The 15,141-nt window shown below is 44.3% G+C and carries 13 protein-coding genes; 8 read left to right on the top strand and 5 right to left on the bottom strand.

Translation table 11 applies throughout. The annotated features are described in order from the left end of the window. Positions 1-85: 85 nt before the first annotated feature. Positions 86-1,141, bottom strand: a complete 1,056-nt coding sequence (locus APB76_RS01670) for a porin (protein ID WP_049845671.1) — start codon at positions 1,139-1,141, stop codon at positions 86-88. Positions 1,142-1,687: 546 nt separating this feature from the next. On the opposite strand from APB76_RS01670, the gene greA reads away from it, so the two are divergent. Further along, positions 1,688-2,161, top strand: a complete 474-nt coding sequence (gene greA, locus APB76_RS01665; protein ID WP_049845672.1) for a transcription elongation factor GreA — start codon at positions 1,688-1,690, stop codon at positions 2,159-2,161. Positions 2,162-2,232: 71 nt separating this feature from the next. Here the strand turns inward: greA and yhbY are convergent, their stop codons facing one another. Next, positions 2,233-2,529, bottom strand: a complete 297-nt coding sequence (yhbY, locus tag APB76_RS01660; protein ID WP_049845673.1) for a ribosome assembly RNA-binding protein YhbY — start codon at positions 2,527-2,529, stop codon at positions 2,233-2,235. A 113-nt stretch (positions 2,530-2,642) separates the two neighbouring features. Between yhbY and rlmE the strand changes: the two genes are divergently transcribed. From rlmE to rimI, 6 genes are all read left to right on the top strand, one after another. Further along, positions 2,643-3,272 carry a 23S rRNA (uridine(2552)-2'-O)-methyltransferase RlmE gene (gene rlmE / locus APB76_RS01655; protein ID WP_049845674.1) on the top strand — a complete coding sequence of 210 codons (630 nt, stop codon included), beginning with the start codon at positions 2,643-2,645 and terminating at the stop codon, positions 3,270-3,272. 107 nt (positions 3,273-3,379) lie between these two features. Continuing rightward, the gene (ftsH, locus tag APB76_RS01650; RefSeq protein ID WP_054962745.1) at positions 3,380-5,350 is read left to right on the top strand and encodes an ATP-dependent zinc metalloprotease FtsH; all 1,971 of its coding nucleotides are present in this window, start codon (positions 3,380-3,382) and stop codon (positions 5,348-5,350) included. 48 nt (positions 5,351-5,398) lie between these two features. Beyond that, a complete protein-coding gene (gene folP / locus APB76_RS01645) occupies positions 5,399-6,229 on the top strand; it encodes a dihydropteroate synthase (RefSeq protein WP_049845676.1) in 831 nt (276 codons plus the stop codon). Between the two features lie 29 nt (positions 6,230-6,258). Then, the gene (glmM, locus tag APB76_RS01640) at positions 6,259-7,599 is read left to right on the top strand and encodes a phosphoglucosamine mutase (protein ID WP_054962744.1); all 1,341 of its coding nucleotides are present in this window, start codon (positions 6,259-6,261) and stop codon (positions 7,597-7,599) included. A 127-nt stretch (positions 7,600-7,726) separates the two neighbouring features. Beyond that, positions 7,727-8,128: a DNA polymerase III subunit psi gene (locus APB76_RS01635; protein ID WP_054962743.1), complete on the top strand. Its 402-nt coding sequence runs from the start codon at positions 7,727-7,729 to the stop codon at positions 8,126-8,128. A gap of 10 nt (positions 8,129-8,138) precedes the next feature. Continuing rightward, a complete protein-coding gene (rimI, locus tag APB76_RS01630) occupies positions 8,139-8,588 on the top strand; it encodes a ribosomal protein S18-alanine N-acetyltransferase (protein ID WP_049845679.1) in 450 nt (149 codons plus the stop codon). Between the two features lie 4 nt (positions 8,589-8,592). Here rimI and APB76_RS01625 read toward each other — a convergent pair whose 3' ends face one another. Next, positions 8,593-10,644, bottom strand: coding sequence for a putative bifunctional diguanylate cyclase/phosphodiesterase (locus tag APB76_RS01625; protein ID WP_049845680.1), 2,052 nt, complete (start codon positions 10,642-10,644; stop codon positions 8,593-8,595). Between the two features lie 213 nt (positions 10,645-10,857). Here APB76_RS01625 and prfC point away from each other — a divergent pair, with 213 nt between their 5' ends. Next, positions 10,858-12,447, top strand: coding sequence for a peptide chain release factor 3 (gene prfC / locus APB76_RS01620; RefSeq protein ID WP_049845681.1), 1,590 nt, complete (start codon positions 10,858-10,860; stop codon positions 12,445-12,447). Positions 12,448-12,809: 362 nt separating this feature from the next. Here the strand turns inward: prfC and srmB are convergent, their stop codons facing one another. After that, positions 12,810-14,048 carry an ATP-dependent RNA helicase SrmB gene (srmB, locus tag APB76_RS01615; RefSeq protein ID WP_054962742.1) on the bottom strand — a complete coding sequence of 413 codons (1,239 nt, stop codon included), beginning with the start codon at positions 14,046-14,048 and terminating at the stop codon, positions 12,810-12,812. Between the two features lie 90 nt (positions 14,049-14,138). Further along, the gene (locus tag APB76_RS01610; RefSeq protein ID WP_054962741.1) at positions 14,139-14,846 is read right to left on the bottom strand and encodes a tRNA1(Val) (adenine(37)-N6)-methyltransferase; all 708 of its coding nucleotides are present in this window, start codon (positions 14,844-14,846) and stop codon (positions 14,139-14,141) included. Positions 14,847-15,141: the final 295 nt, after the last annotated feature.

Here is a 15,141-nt window from a genome sequence, read left to right as displayed (position 1 = left end):
AGAGGCAAAGAAGGTCAGTATAGCGGGTAAAAAAAACGCCTGCTAGAGAGCAGGCGTCTTAGGTTCATGACTTAATGTCAGGAAATTAGAAGTCGTAACGTAGACCTAGAGCTAGCTCGTCTTCTGCACCAGCTTTACCTACAGTACCAGTTGCTGTCTTATCATCTTTACCAAGTAGGTTGAAGTTGTAAGAGATGTAAGTACGGAAGTTTGGCTTGAAGTAGTATGTTGCATCGATCGCTACATTGTCAGCTGCATCATACGTAGTGCCTGAAGTTTTCTCTTCTAGCTTATTGTATGTTGTAGTGAATGCTACTTTTTCTAGAGTGTAAGCTGCTGCGAATTCGTAACCAGTTTTATCTGTTTTGCTTGAACCATCTTTGTCTTGACCATCAGTAAACGTACCAGCGAAGTAGAAATCGCTGATGCGGTAAGATGCAGCAAGCATGTACTGATCAGAAGACTTGCTAGCGCCAGTATCTTGATCTGCATAACCACCACCTAGCTTAACACCAGTGTCGCCGATTGCGTAGATTGCAGATAGAGAGTAACCATCTGTTTCGTTGTCAGTGTAACCACCGTTAACAGTGTCTTCTACACGGTCAGCAAAGCGGTAGCTCGCTTTAAGACCTAGATCTTCAAATTGGCCTTTGTATGACAGCATGTTGTCTGTACGGTCAGCTACAACTAGTTTGTAAGCAGCAGTGTTACCGTGGTAAGACATGATATCAGTAAAGTCAGTGATAACGCCTAGTGCACCGTCGTTTTTACCGTAAGTTACTTCACCGAAGTTACCGCCGATACCAGCGTAAGTGTAACGATGATCGATATCGTTCTTATCGCCATCTGTAGCGTTGTCATTTGCGTTGTACTCTGCTTCGTAGAAACCTAGGCCGTATAGGTTATCATTGATCTGAGTTTTACCAAGGAAGTTTAGACGCACGCGAGTTTTGTCTTCAGCTTTACCATCTTTTAGAGACATACGAGCTTCAGCACGACCGCCGATCTCTAGAGAGTTACCGTTTGAGCTGTATACTGAAGTACCTTCGATACCGCCAGCTTGAATACCATCAGCTGATGCGTGTGCGCCTGTAGCTACTGCTGCAGCTGAAACTGCTAAAGCGATCAGAGTCTTGTTCATCTTATTAGTCCTAATTTACTGTCCATAAATAGTTGTATAGCGAGGAGTATCTCCACTATTGGGTGAGTCCTCTGTTTATCAGCGCTAGTAATCCAGTCTCATAGCCATGCGTTATAGCAAGTTGTTGAGCAATAAGGACTAATCCCGCTGATTAGGTCAGCTAAGGTTTTAACGCAAAGTTCCATTATGAGTTAGTAAAATGATATAAATTGAATATATGAACAGTGTTTTATTTAATGTAAAATAATATCAAGCGTTTGATTTTATAGGTTTTATCTCTCTTGTTGATAGGTTTCTTTATATCCGAACATTTATTTTTTTTTAGGTGAAAAATGTTTGAAGGCGCGATCAAATTCAAAAATAGCGTCACTTTTTCAACGGCTTATCTAAGTTAGTTTGGGATTAAGATCACATTCAATTAATTTGAGTGATTTAGACGCCAAGTTTGTTTACACTAGAGGCAATTGATTAGCTAATGCATCTACCTAGTCCACTGGATTAGGTAGTTTTGTTTTGTCCAAAGATTGCTTTGGAATGAGGTATATAATGGAAAAAGTGCCAATGACACTGCGTGGCGAACAAAAGCTACGTGAAGAACTAGAACGACTATTAAAGCTTCGCCCACAGATTTCTGAAGCCATTGCAGAAGCGCGTGAGCTAGGTGACTTAAAAGAGAACGCGGAATACCATGCCGCGCGTGAAGAGCAAGGTATCTGTGAAGCACAGATCCGTGATATTGAATATAAGTTGTCTGTCGCTCAGGTTATCGACGTAACGAAAATGGATAACACAGGTAAAGTTATCTTTGGTTCAACAGTCGCCTTGATCGACTGCGATACAGAAGAAGAGAAAACATACCAAATTGTTGGTGATGACGAAGCAGATATTAAAGCGGGTCGTATTTCAGTAAGCTCGCCAATTGCTCGTGGCCTTATCGGTAAGATGGAAGGTGACGAAGTGGTGATCTCTACACCTGGTGGCGACCGCGACTTTGAAATCGATAGTGTCGAATATATCTAAGTGAATTTATTACACTGAATATCAAAAAAGGTCGCGCAGGCGACCTTTTTTCTTGCTCACTGAAAGTTAAATTACTTGCGTGGCAACTCGATCTTACGTTCTTGTGATTGACGGAAAAGAACTAAGGTTTTACCGATTACTTGTACTTTCTCTGCACGAGTTTCACGTACAATAGCTTCAATAATCAGGTTCTTAGTATCGCGATCTTCCGACGCGACTTTGATTTTGATTAGCTCATGGTGGTCAAGAGCAATTTCAATTTCCGCTAGAACAGCTTCAGTTAGTCCGTTTGCGCCCATAAGCACAACAGGTTTTAGACTGTGCGCTAGGCCTTTTAGATGCTGCTTTTGTTTGGTGCTTAGGTTCATTACGCGGCCAATTTTCTTTAATATAAGGGTTGAAAAATACCATTTTAACGCCATCTAACCATGAAGACTATAATTTATTGGGTTAGTTGTTCCCTCTATCTATTAGGTAACAAATGAGTAAACAGAAACATTCCGCTAGCTCAGGTCGCTGGTTGAAAGAGCATTTTGATGATAAATACGCCAATGAAGCCCGTAAAAAAGGCTACCGTTCTCGTGCTTACTTCAAGATGGAAGAGATCCAAACTAAGGATAAATTGCTAAAACCCGGTATGACTGTGGTGGATTTAGGTGCAGCTCCCGGCGGTTGGTCTCAATATGCTGCTAAGATAGTAGGTGAGGATGGGCAAATCATTGCATGTGATTTGCTGCCAATGGACCCGATTGCAGGTGTGAGCTTCTTACAGGGTGACTTCCGTGAAGATACTGTTTTAGAAGCACTGCTTGACCGTATTCAACCTTCTATGGTCGATGTGGTGATGTCGGACATGGCGCCAAATATTGCAGGTAACAATTCTGTCGATCAACCTCGCGCAATGTATTTAGTTGAATTGGCTTTAGATATGTGTCGACAAGTTCTAGCCCCTAATGGTAGCTTTGTCGTAAAGGTGTTTCAGGGCGAAGGTTTTGATCAGTTTGTCAAAGAAGTCCGAGATACATTTAAAGTCGTAAAAATTAGAAAACCAGACTCATCGCGAGCTCGCTCACGAGAAGTCTTTGTTGTAGCCACTGGTTACAAAGGTTAACTATTTGCCCTTTGATGGGCGAGTTAACACTATAGCTACAGGTTATAAACTGTAGTACCCTACCTTTAATTACAATTAGTTATCGAGAGGCTGACACCTTGAGTGACATGGCAAAAAATTTAATTCTGTGGCTTGTTATCGCTGTCGTATTGATGTCGGTTTTCCAGAGCTTTGGCCCTGGAGAGAACAATGGCAGAGCAGTGGATTACACCACGTTTGTACAGGAAGTTGGCCAAGGCCAGATTCAGGAAGCAACTTTTAAAGACGGTGAAATCACTTTCACACGTCGTGGCGGCGGCTCGCGTTATGTGACTTACATGCCAGTCTATGACCAGAAGCTACTTGATGACTTAATTAACCAAAATGTGAAAGTACAGGGCACTCCTCCAGAGGAGCAAAGTCTGCTAGGTACTATCTTTATTTCTTGGTTCCCTATGATCTTACTGATTGGTGTATGGATTTTCTTCATGCGTCAGATGCAAGGCGGCGGCGGTAAAGGCGCTATGTCTTTCGGTAAGAGTAAAGCTCGTATGATGAGCGAAGAGCAAATTAAGACCACTTTTGGTGATGTTGCAGGTTGTGACGAAGCAAAAGAAGACGTAAAAGAGCTAGTAGACTACCTGCGCGATCCGAGCCGTTTCCAAAAGCTAGGTGGTAAGATCCCAACAGGTGTTCTGATGGTTGGTCCTCCTGGTACGGGTAAAACGCTACTGGCTAAAGCAATTGCCGGTGAAGCGAAAGTACCTTTCTTTACTATCTCTGGTTCTGACTTTGTTGAAATGTTCGTTGGTGTTGGTGCATCTCGTGTACGTGACATGTTCGAGCAAGCGAAGAAAGCCGCACCATGTATCATCTTTATTGATGAGATCGATGCAGTAGGTCGTCAACGTGGCGCAGGTGTAGGTGGTGGTCACGATGAGCGTGAGCAAACCCTTAACCAAATGCTGGTTGAAATGGATGGTTTCGAAGGTAACGAAGGCATTATCGTTATCGCAGCGACTAACCGACCAGATGTACTCGATCCAGCGCTACTTCGTCCTGGGCGTTTTGACCGTCAGGTCGTGGTTGGTCTACCGGACGTTCGTGGTCGTGAGCAAATACTTAAGGTGCACATGCGTAAAGTGCCACTAGCAGGGGATGTTGAACCATCGCTTATTGCACGTGGTACTCCGGGTTTCTCGGGTGCAGATCTTGCTAACCTTGTTAACGAAGCTGCACTATTTGCGGCTCGTGGTAACAAGCGTAACGTTTCAATGGTTGAATTTGAACTGGCGAAAGACAAGATCATGATGGGTGCTGAGCGCCGTTCTATGGTGATGTCGGAAGAGACTAAAGAGTCTACCGCTTACCACGAAGCGGGCCACGCTATTGTTGGTCGTTTGGTCCCTGAACATGATCCTGTGTATAAAGTATCGATTATTCCACGTGGTCGTGCGTTAGGTGTGACTATGTACCTCCCAGAGCAAGATCGTGTAAGCATGTCTCGCCAGCATCTTGAGTCAATGATCTCAAGTTTGTACGGTGGTCGTTTGGCTGAAGAGCTAATTTACGGTGCTGACAAAGTATCGACAGGTGCTTCAAACGATATCGAACGAGCAACAGATATTGCGCGTAAGATGGTGACTCAATGGGGTTTCTCGGAAAAGCTTGGTCCTCTTCTTTACGCAGAAGACGAAGGTGAAGTATTCCTTGGTCGAAGCGTTACACAGACCAAGCATATGTCTGATGATACGGCGAAGCTTATCGACAATGAAGTTCGCCACCTGATCGACACCAACTATGAGCGTGCTAAACAGATCCTTGAAAACAACATGGATATTATGCACGCGATGAAAGATGCTTTGATGAAGTACGAGACTATCGATGCTGGTCAGATTGATGACCTGATGGAGCGCAAAGCAGATATTCGTGAGCCAGCGGGGTGGGGTGATAGCCCAAGTAATAAACCGGAAGCTAAGCCAGAGGATAAGTCAGAAGGCAAAGCGGAAGCACCTGCTAACGAAGCAAAGGCTGATGACGCTGCTGCTTCGCAAGAAAACACTTCAGAAGAAGTGACTGAGAAGAAAGACTCAGAATAGTTGATTTAATTAAGAGAAACCCCGAGGAAACTCGGGGTTTTTGTATTTATGATTCTAAAAGCAAACAATAAAACGCTCGACTTATCGCACCCTCAAGTGATGGGAATTCTTAATGTCACCCCTGACTCTTTTTCTGATGGTGGAAAGTTTCGCACACTGGCTGATGCTCTTGCTCAAGCGCAGCGAATGATAGACGTAGGTGTGACGATTATTGACATCGGTGGTGAGTCTACTCGTCCTGGAGCGCCAGATGTGGAGTTAGAGGAAGAACTACAACGAGTTATTCCTGTGATTAAGGCGATTCGCGCGCAGTCTGATGTATGGATATCAGTAGATACCAGCAAAGCAGAGGTGATGCGCCAAGCTGCCGAGGCGGGAGCTGATATCATCAATGACGTGAGGGCTTTGCAAGAACCTGGAGCACTCGAAGTCGCAGCGAAAACCGGCTTGCCTATCTGTTTAATGCATATGCAAGGGCAGCCTCGTACCATGCAATCGAATCCGCATTACGATGATCTGTTAAAGGAAGTCGGTGAGTTTTTACAGCAGCGCATTAAGGCGTGTTCAGAAGTTGGTATCGAGCGTGAAAAGCTGATACTTGATCCTGGTTTTGGTTTTGGTAAAACGCTCGAGCACAACTATCAGATGTTGTCTCACCTTGAAGAATTTCATCAATTTGGCTTGCCAATCCTTGCTGGGATGTCGAGAAAATCTATGATCTTCAAATTACTCGATAAAGCGCCGGCGCAGTGCGTGGCAGCGAGCGTAAGTTGCGCTACAATCGCCGCTATGAAAGGTGCGCAAATTATTCGCGTGCACGATTTTGAACAAACGCTTGATGCTATGAAAATTGTCTCAATGACCAAAGCGAATCATTGAGCAAAATAGAAAGATAAAAAGGAACAACCATGTCTGATAAGAGACGTTATTTTGGTACGGATGGTGTACGTGGCAAAGTGGGCCAATACCCAATTACTCCAGATTTTGTGCTTAAGCTAGGCTGGGCTGCAGGTCGCGTATTGGCGAAGCAAGGCACAAAGAAGGTGATCATCGGTAAGGACACACGCATTTCAGGTTATATGCTGGAGTCGGCGCTTGAAGCAGGCTTAGCCGCTGCTGGCCTTAAAGCCACTTTTACGGGGCCAATGCCAACACCAGCGGTTGCGTACTTAACGCAAACCTTCCGTGCTGAGGCGGGGATAGTGATTTCAGCATCACACAACCCATACTATGACAACGGTATTAAATTCTTTTCTTCAGAAGGAACCAAACTACCTGACGATATTGAGTTAGCAATAGAAGCTGAGCTAGATAAAGATATCGAGTGTGTCGAGTCTTCATTGCTGGGTAAAGCAAGCCGTCTTGACGATGCCGCAGGTCGTTATATTGAGTTTTGTAAAAGTACCTTCCCTTCAGAGTTAAGCTTAGCGGGCAAGAAAATCGTTGTTGATTGTGCTCATGGTGCCACCTACCATATCGCTCCAGCGGTATTTAGTGAACTTGGCGCTAAAGTGATTGCGATGGGGATAGAGCCAAATGGCACCAACATTAATGCTGAAGTCGGTGCAACAGATGTGCGTGCACTGCAAAAGCGGGTGGTTGAAGAAGGGGCTGAGCTAGGTTTAGCCTTTGACGGTGACGGTGACCGCATCATCATGGTTGACCACTTAGGCAACAAAGTTGATGGTGACCAAATCGCTTATATCATCGCTCGTGATGCGCTGCGTCGCGGTGAGCTAAAGGGTGGTGTGGTTGGTACGTTGATGACTAACCTAGGTATGGAAAATGGATTGAAACAGCTAGGTATTCCATTTGTCCGTGCCGCGGTAGGTGATCGCTACGTAATGGAGCAATTACTTGAGAAAGGTTGGAAAATCGGTGCAGAAAACTCAGGTCACGTTATCTTACTTGATAAAGTGACGACGGGTGATGCTATCGTTGCTGCTCTTCAGGTGCTTGCTTCTGTGGTGGGTAGCGAAATGTCGCTACATGAACTTTCGCAAGGAATGACGCTGTACCCACAAGTTCTGGAGAATGTACGTTTCTCTGGCGACTCTAATCCACTAGAAGCTGATGCCGTAAAAGCGTCGGTAGTTGAAGTGGAAGCTGAGTTAGGTGACAAAGGCCGTGTATTGCTGCGCAAATCGGGGACCGAGCCACTGATTCGCGTGATGGTTGAAGGTGAAGATGCTGAGCTTGTTCAGTCTTCTGCACTTAAGATTGCCGAAGCGGTGAAGTCGAGCTTTTAAATCGTTACCTTAAATAAGACTCATAAGCGCTACCTTTGAGTAGCGCTTTTTTAGTGCTGAACAAAGCCTAATTCCATTTAGCGATTTTGTGATACGATTAGCGCGGTTAAACGAGTAGTGATAAGACATGGCGCAACTAGAGCAACAATATCTACATGAAATGGAAATCCAGTGCTATAAACTGGCACACCCTGAAAGGTTATTGGGTTACCAATCACCTCTACTCGTATTACCTGAAAACTGTAAATTGTTGCTTGTTTCACCTCAGCTTCCCCAAGATAAAACGGCTGAGATGTTTGAGCGTGTGCTAAATAGCATCAAGTTGCCTCTCGAAAACGCTTTGCATATCTACCCTGAACAATTGAGCCAACTAGATAGTCATCATATTGAGTGGGTTTGGTTTGCAGGATGCCAGCAAGATTCTGAGATTGAAGCTAAAACCTTAGTTAGCCCATTATTGACCCAAGTTGATGGTAATAATGAGCAACGTCGAGCGCTGTGGCAACAGATTTGTTCCTACCAAAAATGAGCGATAATTCATGACCCAAACCACGATTTTACCGCTATCATCTGAGCATCTTGACCAAGCATGGATGATTGAGCGCATTGCTCATTCTCACCCTTGGTCTGAAACCATGATTCGAGATATCAATAGCCGAGGTGCATGCCACCATGTTTTAGTCGTGGACGACGTTGTTGTTGGCTACTTCTACGCCCAGAATATCGTTGGTGAAGTCACTTTACTGAATATTGCAGTCAATCCCAGCGAGCAGGGTAAAGGTTACGGTAAACAGCTTATGGATGCGTTCTTGGATATTTGTCAGCAAAACCAAGCGGAAAGTGCTTGGTTAGAGGTGCGAGAAAGCAATATTGGCGCCTTTGGTCTGTATGAATCTATGGGGTTTAATGAGGTTGACCGTCGCATCAACTACTACCCGACTACGTCAGGTAAAGAAGATGCGATTATCATGAGTTATATCTTTTTCTAGATAGTTACTTCTGCACCGCTTTTACCACAGATGGACTATCTACTGGGTAGAAGTTCTTTTCAAATCGTTCATTAAGCTCTGATGCAGGTAGCGGTTTATCAAACAAGTAGCCTTGGAATTGTACACAGCCAAGCTGTTTGAGGGCATTAAGCTCATTGACATCTTCTACCCCTTCCGCAATCACTTCTAAATTTAGTCTTTGCGCTGTCATAATAATCGTATCGACGATAGCTTGATCGCTTTCATCCAGATGCAATTGAGTGACGAAAGAGCGATCAATTTTCAAAACATCAACCGATAAGTGTTTCAAGTAACGTAAAGATGAGTAACCTGTACCAAAGTCATCAATCGATGTTTTTAGGTTGTGCGCTTTTAGCTCTGCCATTTTTTGAATCGCAGCTTCAACGTTTTCAAGTAGTAAATTCTCGGTAATCTCTAGCTCTATATGTTCGCCGTCAATTCCTGCTTGTGCTAATGAGTCAACGATGTGTTCAACAAATGAGGGCTGAGAGAATTGAAGCGGGCTGATATTTATCGCCAGTCGACGGAAGGTCTCAGGGAGTATTCCTTGCTTTTTCCAGTTAGAGAATTGGTAACAAGCTTGTTCAATGATCCAATTACCAATCTGGAGAATTTGTCCAGTTTCCTCTGCAATAGGCATAAATACACCAGGAGGAAGTAGCCCTTTTTGTGGGTGGTTCCAACGGATCAGGGCTTCGACGCCAATGATATAATGGTTGTCATCAACCTGAGGCTGATAATAAAGCTCTAGTTGACCTTTGTTGAGTGCTTCATGAAGACCTTTTTCGATTTCGAGGAAAGACTCCACCTGTGCCTGCATTTCTGGTTCATAGAACATGTATTTGTTTCTGCCAGCCGTTTTAGCACGGTAAAGGGCAGTGTCTGCTTGTCGTAGCACATCGATATTGGTACTACCCACGGATGGAAATACCGCAATACCGACACTCACGGTGCAGTATAGCTGGTGGTCATCAATAGAATATGGGTTCGAAATAAGGGCGAGTAACTGCTGAGCAAACTCATGGGCCTTATCAGCACTTGTATTGGGTAACAGTAAGGCAAACTCGTCACCACCGATTCGGGCAGCAGTAAAATCTTCGTTCAACCATGCTTCGATACGCTTTGAGATCGCTTTAATTAAGTTATCACCAATAGTATGACCAAGGGAGTCATTGATGGTCTTAAATCTATCCAAATCCAAATAGAATAATGCACCCGCTTGATTGGTTCGGCTTGACTCGCTAATTGAATCTTTGAGCATTTGCAGTAACAAACTACGGTTTGCCAGCCCGGTAAGAGAATCATAGTAGGCAAGCTGATTTAGCTGAGCCGTAGCGGACTCTCTTTCAACCCAAAGGGTATGGAAGGTTTTAGCCAATTGTCCAAGCTCATCGTCTCGATATTGCGTTGGAGGTGGTATATCTGTCTTAGCATTTTGCAGTGAACGAACCCAGTCAATTAAAGTGATCAGAGGTTTCGACAGTTTTTGATAGAAGAACATCAATAGTATTGATGTCAGAAGAATATTTCGAAATAGATCAAACAGCAGGATCCGGCTTGTTTTGGCGATAAAGTCTTTGGCAATGTTGGCGCCGTTGACTGAAAAACTTAGTGTTCCCACTACAACATGAGAGTTGGGTTGGTGTAAATCTGTCGTATAAATGGGTGTAGCGGGTGTTAGGTAACTGGAAAGTGCTTCAATGAAGTCACCTTGCAATGAAACTGATCGCTCTTTTTCAGTCAACGTGTCACCAAAGTCATCGACAAGTTGCACTTTGTACACCGCGTTGTCCATCATTAGGCTTGAGGCGACTTGCTCAGCCAACAGTTGATTGAGGTGATAGGCAGCTTGGCTAGCATTGGAATAGTTCTGTAAAAGCTTGAACTGGTAATGTTCTTCTATGCGCTTTTGCTCCTGATGGAGATCCACCAAAATATGATAGAAGCTAAAGCAGATCCCTAGTATCACAGAGACTAAGAATACTGTTTTCGCTTGACGAAAAGCTAATGAGTTAATTTTCTTGCTTTTAGGCATAGTTCAGATCGGTTCCCTCTACTCCTTTAGTTATAGCCCATAATCATTGATATTTTAATAGGCAGGGAAATTGACGTTGAATTTGATCCATTTTCATCGTTGAAGTTGCCCCACAGTCTATTATAAGCGAGAATACCGCGCAAAATTGAATCGACCATTTACGCTAGGGTATTTCTTGCCTGCTCTAGCGCTTAGACAGAAGAAGAACCTTTCATGTCAAATACTCCATTTCTAAGCGAAGTGTCTAAACGTAGAACATTCGCTATCATCTCGCACCCTGATGCGGGTAAAACCACAATTACAGAAAAAGTACTACTGTTCGGACGCGCAATCCAAACGGCAGGTACTGTTAAAGGTCGCGGCTCAGCTCAACATGCTAAGTCTGACTGGATGGAGATGGAGAAAGAGCGTGGCATCTCGGTAACAACCTCTGTTATGCAATTTCCATTCAATGATTGCTTGGTTAACCTTCTCGATACCCCAGGACACGAAGACTTCTCGGAAGATACTTATCGTACACTAACTGCTGTTGACTCATGTTTGATGGTAATCGACGCGGCTAAAGGTGTCGAGGATCGTACTCGCAAACTGATGGAAGTAACACGTTTACGCGATACACCAATCGTAACTTTCATGAACAAGTTAGACCGTGATGTCCGTGACCCAATGGAAGTGCTGGACGAAGTTGAGAGCGAGCTAGGTATGATGTGTGCTCCAATCTCTTGGCCAATCGGTTGTGGTAAAGAATTTAAAGGGGTTTATCACATTCATCGTGATGAAACGATTCTTTATGAATCTGGCCATGGTCATGAGATTCAAGAAGTACGCACGATCAAAGGGCTTGATAATCCAGAGTTAGATGAAGCTGTGGGAGCAGACCTTGCTGAAAGTGTCCGTGAGGAACTCGAGTTAGTCATGGGAGCTTGTCCTGAATTTGATCTTGAGCTGTTCCTGCAAGGCGAACTAACGCCAGTATATTTTGGTACTGCACTGGGTAACTTTGGTGTTGATCACATGTTAGAGGGTCTTACTAAATGGGCTCCAGCACCTCAAACGCGCGAAGCTAACGAGCGTTCAGTGGAAGCGACAGAAGAAAACTTCTCAGGGTTCGTATTTAAGATCCAAGCAAACATGGATCCTAAGCACCGTGACCGCATCGCTTTTATGCGTATTGTCTCTGGTACCTACAAGCAAGGTATGAAGATGAACCATGTTCGTCTTGGTAAGCAAATCAATATTTCTGATGCAGTAACCTTTATGGCGGGGGACCGTTCTCGAGCAGAGAATGCTTACGCAGGCGATATTATTGGTCTTCATAACCACGGTACAATCCAGATTGGTGACACCTTTACTCAAGGCGAAGCGTTGAAGTTCTCAGGCATTCCTAACTTTGCACCAGAGCTATTCCGTCGTATTCGTCTAAGAGATCCGCTGAAGCAGAAACAGCTACTAAAAGGTCTAGTACAGCTGTCTGAAGAAGGTGCAGTACAGGTATTTCGCCCATTACAAAACAATGACTTAATAGTGGGTGCCGTCGGTGTGCTTCAGTTTGACGTAGTTGTTGCGCGCCTGAAAGCGGAATACAACGTAGAAGCGATTTACGAGAGCGTAAACGTAGCAACCGCACGTTGGGTAGAGTGTGAAGACGGTAAGAAACTGGATGAGTTCCAGCGTAAGAACCAAACTAACCTAGCACTAGATGGTGGCGACAACCTAACCTATATCGCGCCAACTATGGTGAACCTGAATCTGGCGAAAGAGCGTTTTCCAGATGTGGAGTTCCGCGCAACTCGCGAGCACTAATCTTCTGCGCCTTTGCTGCGATAGCGGCGTTGACTGCGTAAACTCACCTTAGTCACGTAGCGTACTACGCTCCCAAGGCTGAGTTTACTTGTCGCCTTGCTCTCACAGCAAACGCTTTGAAGAACTGTTTCCGAAATACCGCCTTATTAAGGCGGTATTTTTTTAGTCCGTCATTCCTTAGAACGACGGAGGAGTGAGTAAGGAATCTTTTAAAGCGAGTCGCTATCTTGATGAGATCCCCAACTTGTTTGTATCTCACTTTTGAGGATGACGTTGTTTTAGATGATTTATGTACTCTGTTCGGAAAAAGAAAGGGTTGGTGCTTTCACACCAACCCTTTGAAGTTTTATCGAATCAAGACGTTACTTTTTCTTCTTAGCGACTTTCTTCTTACCTTTAGCGGGAGTTTTCTTCTTGTCGTCTTTCTTCTTGTTCTTTTTCTTAAACACAGGCTTTTTGTGTTTAGGGCGCATCTCTTTGATAAAGCGCTCTTTGATCTCTTCTTTTACATAGCGGGCAACACGGTCTAGCATTGGTTGATCGTGTGCTTCTACTAACGAGATCGCGTTACCTTTTTTACCCGCGCGAGCAGTACGACCAATACGGTGTAGGTAAACGTCAGCACTGCGTGGCATATCGTAGTTAATCACGTGGCTTACATCCGGTAGATCTATACCACGCGCAGCAACATCGGTTGCAAGTAGTACATTTACGCTGCCATCACGAAAACGAGCAATCGCGTTGTTACGGCGATCCTGAGGCATTTCACCTTGAATCCAGGCACAAGGGATTTGCGCTTTTTCTAACTCAACACGTAGCTCTGAGAGGCGCTCGCGAGTTTTTAAGAACACGATAGAGCGTTCAGCTTGATCGGTAATGATCTTTTTCAGTAGTTCAAGCTTGTGCGTCATATCGTCTGCTCGGTGGTACCACTGAGCGATCTTCTTGCGTTCACGACGTGAAGGTTCTGCATCGATCTCTGCTGGTTCTTTGAGTAGATCCTCGGTAAAGCCTTCCACCCCTTTACCTTCAAGCGTTGCTGAGAACAACAAGGTTTGTTTACGCCAGCGACACTCGGAAGAAAGGCGGTCAACGGTTGGCCCAAAGCCCATATCAAGCATGCGATCGGCTTCGTCTAAGATCAGCCATTCGATCGCACGGCAATCAAAGCGTTCCGCTTCGATGTATTCCATTAAGCGTCCCGGAGTGGCTACAACGATATCTTGAGTAGTGGCTAAGATGTCTGCGTGCTCTTGATACTGAACGCCACCGGTAATGGTGAAGATATTCAGATTGGTATGTTTCGCTAGAGTACGTGCTTGATCCGCTACTTGCATCGCCAGCTCACGCGTCGGCGTTAAGATCAACACACGTGCAGGCCCTGGCTTACGACGTGGGAAGTCTTGCAAGAATTGCAGTGCAGGCAACACAAATGCGGCTGTTTTACCTGTCCCTGTGGGAGCTGAGGCTAAGATGTCTCGACCGTCCAAAGCTTGTGGAATGGCTTCAGCTTGAATTTGTGTTGGGCGGTCGTAACCCATTTCTTCGATTGCGAGGAGTAGGTTAGGGTCTAACTCTAATTCAGCAAAGTTTCTGATCACTATGATGTCTCCACAAGCCAGTTGGTGTGAACAATAAATTTAAGGGGACGTATTATAGAGTGTTCGGTGACAAGGATCACACCTTATTTTTTACATCTTAAGATAAAAGTCTTTGGTCAATTCAATAAAGGTATCACTATAACCTTGATCGGTGTGAATGGTCAGTGATTCCCTAATTGTAGCGGTTGGAAACTTTGTTAATTCGATCAATAGCCTAGAGACTTCTTTACGCTCGGTTGCTTTGATTTGACATAAGCGACTGACGTGCCAGTCTTGCGTTTTAGCGAGTTGTACAAATTGCTCACCTTCTAGCTTAGGTAGCACAAAGCTTGCTTTTCCCTTGTTAGTGAGCAGTTGCTTACAACGTAAAAGAAGCGCTTTGTGGGTAAAGGTACCAGTATGCCTTGCGGTTGCTCGTGTTGCGTTACGGGCTTGCTCACCACTGTTAAAGTAAGGTGGGTTGCAAATGATCCGATCAAACTGCCGTGTAAATTTATATTGGAGTATGTCGCCTTGATGCAGCGCTAATCTTTTCTGCCAAGATGAGCGAGAGAAGTTAACTTGAGCGGCTTCGATGGCATGAACATCAATATCAATCGCTTCGATGATGAGTGAAGAATGACGTTGGGCACACATCAAACTTAATAGACCAGTACCTGTTCCGATATCGAGCAAATGCGCTGACTTACTAAGCTCTACCCAAGCACCAAGAAGGACTCCGTCGGTACTAACGGGCATACCTGAATACCCACCATAAATAGTGAATTGTTTGAAGTCAAAGTCTTTGGTCTTATTCATGATTTTTTATGTTTATCGGAGTTTTGTTTGTTTTTAAGTTAATTGATCTGTTGTTAATTGATTGTTTGGATTTTTGTGCTATTTGTGTCACTTGTGTATGAGAATTTTACTAGTTTATTAAACTGGGATTTCATCAAATTCTAGTGATGCATGCTGACTTTTTGCCTGAATTATAAATTTTTATGGTGTTTTTAGCCTCAAGCTTGCGAGCTGATGAGGATTTCGTCATTATGCGCGCCTTAATTTTATAGAGTGAGCGCCAGTTCGACTTACTCAGCAGACACAACATCTATTT

Origin of the sequence: Vibrio bivalvicida (assembly GCF_001399455.2) — a bacterium.
GTDB lineage: Bacteria > Pseudomonadota > Gammaproteobacteria > Enterobacterales > Vibrionaceae > Vibrio > Vibrio bivalvicida.
This window is presented reverse-complemented; position numbering and strand designations above follow the sequence as displayed.